This window comes from Nocardia sp. NPDC058499 (assembly GCF_042719915.1).
GTDB lineage: Bacteria > Actinomycetota > Actinomycetes > Mycobacteriales > Mycobacteriaceae > Nocardia.
On sequence record NZ_JBHXMZ010000004.1, the window covers coordinates 561,006 to 568,676 of the forward strand.

The 7,671-nt window shown below is 69.5% G+C and carries 1 protein-coding gene (cut by a window edge); it reads left to right on the forward strand.

Features of this window, described 5'->3' with window-relative positions; all coding sequences use genetic code 11:
• Nucleotides 1–7,639 carry the final stretch of a non-ribosomal peptide synthase/polyketide synthase gene (locus ACFWPH_RS16070; protein WP_378751594.1) on the forward strand. Its footprint begins 49,100 nt before the window's first position, so the window shows 7,639 of its 56,739 coding nt (coding positions 49,101–56,739); its start codon lies off the left edge, out of view; the stop codon is at nucleotides 7,637–7,639.
• Nucleotides 7,640–7,671: the final 32 nt, after the last annotated feature.

Genomic DNA, 7,671 nt, shown 5'->3' on the forward strand with positions numbered 1-7,671 from the left:
CCACCACTACGTGGGCCTGGCCGATATCCAGGCCGCGGCCGGGCAGGCGAACCTGTTCGACACCCTGCTGGTGTTCGAGTCGTATCCGGTGGATGCCGAAGGTATCCAGGAGCAGGCCACCGATATCGACGGGATGGCGGTGACCGGGCTGACCGCGGTCGATGCCACCCACTACCCGCTGAGCCTGATCGCCACGCTGGGCAGCACACTGCGCATCCGCGCCGGTTACCTGCGGGAACTGTTCGACGAGCCCGGTGTGCGCCGGATCGCCGACCAGCTGGTGCGGGTACTCACCGCCCTCACCGCCGCACCGGATCGGCCGCTCGGCGAGATCGATCTGCTCGACGACGCGGAACGGGAACTGGTGCTGCGCGGGTGGAACGACACCGCCCATCCGGTGGATTCCGCCGCGACCCTGGTGTCGATGTTCGACGCGCAGCTCGCCCGGACCCCGGACGCGCCCGCGCTGACCTTCGCCGAGGAGACGCTGTCCTACGCCGAGTTCGCCGCCCGGGTGAACCTGCTGGCACGCTGGCTGATCGACCGCGGGGTGGGCCCGGAATCCTTCGTGGCTCTGGGGATGCGGCGTTCGATCGACCTGGTGGTCGGTATGTACGCCGTCACCGTCGCCGGTGGTGCCTATGTACCGCTGGACCCGGATCATCCGGCCGAACGCACGGAATACATCCTGGCCACCGCGGACCCGGTGTGTGTGCTGACCTCCGCGGACGATCTGCCGATCGATACCGCTCAGGTGCGGATCGACAAGCTGGATCTGTCCGGCTACAGCGATACTCCGATCACCGACGCGGACCGGGTCGCGCCGCTGCGTGCGAGCAATACCGCGTACGTGATCTTCACGTCGGGTTCGACCGGCCGCCCGAAGGGTGTGGCGGTCTCGCATGCGGCGATCGTGAACCGTCTGGTGTGGATGCAGTCCGAATACGGTCTGCAGCCTTCGGATGTGGTGTTGCAGAAGACGCCGTCGACATTCGACGTGTCGGTGTGGGAGTTCTTCTGGGCCTTGCAGATCGGCGCCCGGCTGGTGGTCGCCAAGCCGGACGGTCATCGCGACCCCGCCTACCTGGCCGAGGTGATCGACGCCGAGCAGGTCACAGTCGCCCACTTCGTACCGTCCTTGCTGACCGTGTTCGTGGCTGCGCTGCCCGGTGAAGCGGGCGCGCGGACGTGTGCGTCGCTGCGGCTCGTGTTCTCCTCCGGCGAGGCGCTCCCGGCGAGGCCCGCGCAGCGGTTGCGGGAGCTGACCGGTACCGCGGTGCACAACCTGTACGGCCCGACCGAGGCCGCGGTCGACGTCACCTTCCACGAGGTGACCGACGCCGATACCGCTGTCGTGCCGATCGGTGCCCCGGTGTTCAACACCCAGGTGTACGTGCTGGACGGCCGGTTGCGGCCGGTGCCGGTCGGCGTCGCCGGTGAGCTGTACCTGGCCGGTACCCAGCTGGCGCACGGTTATGTGGCACGCCCGGACCTGAGCGCGGACCGTTTCGTGGCGAATCCGTTCGCTGCCGGTGAGCGGATGTACCGCACCGGCGACGTGGTGCGCTGGAACTCCACCGGTGAGCTCGAATACCTGGGCCGCTCCGATTTCCAGGTGAAACTGCGTGGCCTGCGGATCGAACTCGGCGAGATCGAAACCGCCCTGACCGATATCGACGAGGTCGCACAGGCCGTGGTGGTGCTGCGCAGCGATACCCGGGCCGGGGATCAGCTCGTCGGTTACCTGGTGCCCGCGGCTGGTGCCCCGCTGGATATCGAGGATGTGCGCGAGGATCTGTCCGCGCGCCTGCCGTCGTACATGGTGCCCGCCGCGTTCGTGGTACTCGACGAGCTGCCGCTGAACGCCAGCGGCAAACTCGACCGGCGGGCCCTGCCGGCGCCGGTGTTCGAGGCCCGCGTCTTCCGGGCGCCCTCGACCCCCATCGAGGAGATCGTGGCGAATACGTTCGCCGAGGTCCTCGGCGTGGAACGGGTCGGCGCGGACGACGACTTCTTCGAGCTGGGCGGTAACTCGCTGAGCGCGACCCGGGTGGCGGCCCGGTTGTCGGCGGCGCTGGACACCGATCTCGCTGTGCGGGAACTGTTCGAGGCCTCCACGGTGGCCGCCCTGGCGGCACGCGCCGAAACGCATTCGGGTGCGGGCGGCCGGGTCCCGCTGGTACCGCAGCCGCGGCCGACGCAGACCCTGCCGTCGGGTGAGGTCGTGGAACGGGTGCCGCTCTCGCTGGCGCAGCAGCGGATGTGGTTCCTGAACCGGTTCGATCCCGAATCGGCCGCCGACAACCTGCCGATCGCGGTGCGGTTGTCGGGCCTGCTGGACCGGCAGGCCCTGCAGATCGCCATCGCCGATGTGCTGGCGCGGCACGAATCGCTGCGCACGTACTACCCCGAGGTGGACGGGACCCCGTACCAGCAGGTGGTGCCCACCTCGGCGGTGATCCCGGACCTGACCACGGTGGACGTTTCGGAAACCGACCTGTTCGCGCGGGTCGCCGAATTCGTCGGCACCGGTTTCGATGTCACCGCCGCGGTCCCGTTCCGGGTCCGGCTGTTCGAGGTCGACCCGACCGAGCATGTGCTGGTGGTCGTCGTCCACCACATCTCCTCCGACGGTTTCTCCATGGGACCGCTGGCCCGCGATGTGGTCACCGCCTACAGCGCCCGGATCGAAGGTGGCGAGCCGGGCTGGCGCCCGCTCGAGGTGCAGTACGCCGATTACGCGCTGTGGCAGCGGCAGGTACTGGGGTCGGAGGACGATCCGGAGTCGGTGATCGCCGCGCAGATCGGGTACTGGGCAGGCGAACTGGCCGGTATCCCGGAGCAGCTGGATCTGCCGGCCGACCGGTCGCGGCCCGCCGTGGCCTCCGGCCGGGGCGCGAGCCTGGACTTCGAGATCGACGATGCGGTGCACGCCGAACTGGCCGAACTCGCGCGCAGCCGCGGGGTGACCTTCTTCATGGTCGTGCACGCCGCGTTCGCGGTACTGCTGTCGCGGTTGTCGGGCGAATCCGACATCGTCGTCGGTACCCCGGTCGCCGGGCGTGGTGAACGTGCGCTCGACGAGGTCATCGGCATGTTCGTCAACACCCTCGCCCTGCGGACGCCGATCGATTCCGGCGCCGGCTTCGCCGAACTGCTCGAGCAGGTCCGCGGTAACGATGTGGCCGCGTTCGGGCATGCGGATCTGCCGTTCGAGCGGCTGGTCGAGGTGCTGAACCCGGTCCGGTCGCAGGCGCGTCATCCGCTGTTCCAGGTGATGCTCTCGCTGCAGAACAACAATCCGCAGGTCAGCGGCGAACTGCCGGGGCTGGCGATCAGCGGTATCGCTTCGCCCATCGAGACAGCCAAGTTCGATCTGCATCTGGAACTCGCCGAACGGATCGGCCCCGCCGAGTCCGGCGCGAACACCGCCCGCGGTGTCACCGCCAAGCTCATCTACGCGACGGATCTGTTCGACGAGGCCACGGTGGCCGGGTTCGCCGACCGGTTCACCCGGTTGCTGTCCGCGGTGGTCGCCGATCCGGCGGCACCGGTCGGGGATCTCGAGATCCTGGCCCCGGCGGAGCGGACGCGGGTGCTGTCCGACTGGAACGCCACCGAACACCCGGTGCCCGCGGCGCTGCTGCTCGACGGATTCCACCGGGCGGTCGCCGAGTACCCGGACCGGGTCGCGGTGACCTCCGATGGTGCCGAGGTCACGTACGCGGAGCTGGACGCGCGGGCCAACCGGTTGGCCCGGCATCTGATCGCGCAGGGCGTGGGCCCGGAATCGCTGGTCGGGCTGCTGGTCTCGCGGTCGCTGGATCTGGTGGTGGGCATGTACGCGGTCGCCGCGGCCGGTGGTGCCTATGTGCCCCTGGACCCGGCGCATCCGGCCGAACGGATCCGGCACATCCTGGATACCGCGGCACCGGTATGCGTCCTGTCGACCACCGCCGATGCCGAGACGCTCGACGCGGACGTGCCGGTATTCACCCTGGACACGGTGGATATCAGTGGATACGCCGATACCCCGGTCACCGATGCCGATCGGGTAGCGCCGCTGCGTACGAGCAATACCGCGTACGTGATCTTCACCTCCGGTTCGACCGGCCGGCCCAAGGGTGTGGCGGTATCGCACGGATCGGTCGCCAACCAGATCGCCTGGATCGTGGGCGAATACGGTATCGACCGCGATGATGTGGTGCTGTTCAAGACCCCCGCGACCTTCGACGTCTCGGTATGGGAATTGTTCGCACCGTTGACCGTCGGTGGCCGGATGGTGGTCGCCGAACCCGACGGCCACCGTGATCCGCAGTACCTGGCGTCGGTAATCGCCGAACAGGGTGTGACGGCGACGTCGTTTGTCCCGTCGATGCTGTCGGTGTTCGCCGAGAGCGCCGCCGCTGTCCCGGGTGCGCTGGCCTCGCTGCGGATGCTGTTCGTGGCCGGTGAAGCGTTCACCGGTGATGTGGTCGCGGCGGTGCGCCGGGTCAGTGATGTGGCGCTGTACAACCTCTACGGTCCGACCGAGTTCACCGTGCACGCCACGCACGCCGCGGTCGCCGACGAGGTTTCCGGTGCCGTCCCGATCGGTGGTCCGGTGTGGAACGCGCAGGTGTACGTGCTGGATTCGCGGTTGCGGCCGGTTCCGGTGGGCGTGACCGGCGAGCTCTACCTGGCCGGTGCGCAGCTGGCCCGCGGTTATGTGGGCCGGCCGGATCTGAGTGCGGACCGGTTCGTGGCTGATCCGTTCGGTGCCGGTGAACGGATGTACCGCACCGGTGACGTGGTGCGCTGGACCGACGCCGGTGAACTCGTCTACATGGGCCGCTCGGACTTCCAGGTGAAGGTGCGCGGCCAGCGCATCGAACTCGGCGAGATCGAGGCAGTGCTGACCGATCAGGCCGCGGTGGCGCGGTCGGTGGTCGTGGCGAAGTCCGACCCGAATACCGGCGACCGGCTGGTCGGGTACGTGGTGCCCGTCAAGGACGGCGTGGTCGATACCGACGAGCTGCGCGCCCAGCTGACCGAGCGGCTTCCGGCCTACATGGTTCCGGCCGCGTTCGTGGTGCTCGACGAGCTCCCGCTGAACGCGTCCGGGAAGCTGGATCGCAAGGCGCTGCCGGAGCCGGTGTTCGAGGCCCGGGAATTCCGGTCGGCCTCGACTCCGATCGAGGAGATCGTGGCCGGAATCTTCGCCGACGTGCTCGGGATCGACCGGGTCGGCGCGGACGACGATTTCTTCGAATTGGGCGGTAACTCGCTGATGGCGACTCAGGTCGCGGCCCGGCTCGGTGCGGCGCTCGACACCACGGTGCCGGTGCGCGCGCTGTTCGAGGCCTCCACCGTGTCCGCACTGGCGGTGCGCGTCGAACAGCACGCCGGAACCGGTGGCCGGAAGGCCCTCGAAGCCGGTCCGCGCCCCGAGTGGCTGCCGTTGTCGCTGGCCCAGCACCGGATGTGGCTGATCAACCAGTTCGATCCGAGTTCGGCCGCCTACAACATCCCGCTGGCCATCCGGCTCACCGGCGCACTCGACGTCGCGGCGATGCAGGCCGCGGTGACCGATGTGCTGGAGCGGCACGAATCGCTGCGCACCCGGTACCCGGCCGGCCCCGACGGACTGCCGTACCAGGAGATCCTGCCGGCCGCGCAGGTGCTGCCCGGCGGGCTGAGCGTCGAATCGGCCGACGATCCGGTGGCCCGGATCGGTGCGCTGATGTTGACCGGTTTCGATGCCACGCAGGAAGTTCCGGTGCGGGCGCTACTGCTCGAAACCGGCCCCGGCGACCATGTGCTGGCCTTCGTCGCGCACCACATCACGGCCGACGGCGCGTCCATGGCGCCGCTGGCCCGGGATCTGGTGACGGCCTACCTGGCCCGCGTCGACGGGGACGCACCCGGCTGGTCGCCACTACCGGTGCAGTACGCGGACTTCGCGCTCTGGCAGCGCAGCGTGCTGGGTGACGACTCCGACGGCGGTTCCGTCGCCGCCGAGCAGCTGGCCTACTGGCAGAAACAACTCGACGGGGTCACCCCCGATGTCGAGCTGCCGCTGGACCGGCCGCGGCCGCTGGTGCCGTCGCTGCGCGGCGGGATCACCAGCTTCGGTGTGGACGCCGAAGTGCACCGGCTGCTGGACGAGTCCGCGCGGGCTCGGGGCGTGACGCTGTTCATGGTGCTGCACGCCGCGGTGGCGGTGCTGCTGTCGCGGTTGACCGGCGCAGGTGATGTCGTCGTCGGCACCCCGGTCGCGGGCCGCGGTGAGCGGGCCCTCGACGATCTCGTCGGCATGTTCGTCAATACGCTGGCGCTGCGCACCAGGATCGATCCGGCCATGACGTTCGCCGAACTGCTCGACCATGCGCGCGAAACCGATCTGTCGGCGTTCGCCAACGCCGATATCCCGTTCGAACGAGTGGTGGAGGCGGTGCTGCCAGACCGGGCGACCGCGCAGAACCCGCTGTTCGATGTGGCGCTGTCGTTCCAGAACAACGAACGCGCCGTCGTCGATCTGCCCGGACTGACCGTCCAGGCCCTGGACGAGGGCGCGCTGGCCGCGAAGTTCGACCTGCAGATCGGCGTCGACCCGCAGCGCGCCGCCGACGGCGGCTACGGCGAACTCTGGTCGGTGTTCAACTACGCGGCCGACCTGTTCGACGAATCGACCGTGCAATCCTTCGGCCGCCGGTTCGAACGCATCCTCGCCGCGGTGGCCGCCGATCCGCAGATCCGCGTCGGCGAGATCGATATCCTCGACGCCGCCGAACGGGAGCGGATGGCGGCACCCGCACCGCAGGCGGCCCATACCGCCTCGTCGGGTACCGCGCTGCCGCAGACGCTGCGCGCGTCGGTCGAGGAGGATCCGGACGGCCCCGCCCTGGTGTGGGGTGAGGAAGAGATCACCTACCAGGAACTGGACGCGCGTTCTTCGCGGCTCGCCCGGGTACTGATCGCACGCGGTCACGGGCCGGGAACCGGTGTGGTGGTCCGGCTCGATCGTGGGGTCGAGGCAGCGGTCGCCACCTGGGCGGTGCTCAAGGCCGGGGCCGCGCTGGTGGCCGCCGATGCGGTGGACACCGCCACGGCCGCGGGTCTATCGGTCGGGGCCGGGATCGTGGCCGGCTCCGCACCGGACCTGCCTGCGGTGGACTGGCTGATACCGGACGCTGCGGAGCTCGCCGCCGAGATCAGTGCGCAGTCGCCGCGTCCGGTCACCTACGCCGACCGGGTCCAGCCGTTGCGCGGCAGCGATATGGCGTATGTGGCAGCGGACGGCGTCCGGGTCTCCTACGACGATCTGGCCGCCGTGGTGGCCCGCGTGCACGCCGATACCGAGCTGACCTACGAATCGCGCACCTTCCGGCACGGCAAGGCCGACAGCCTGGCCACCGTGGTCGAGATCGTGGCAGCCGGTGCGGCCGGTGCGTCGGTGGTGCTGATCGCGGAGGTGAGTACCGAGGCACTCGCCGACGAATGGGTCACCCACCTGTGGACCGACCGTGCGAGCCTCGGCGCACTCGATCCGGAGGCCCTGGAAGACCTGTCCGCGCTCGTCCTGGACGAGGGTGGACAGCCGGACGGGCAGTGGTCGGAGATCGAGTACGTACTGGACCTGTCGGCGCTACCGGACTGACGGGTCCTGCCCGGCGCTCCGGCGCATCGTGC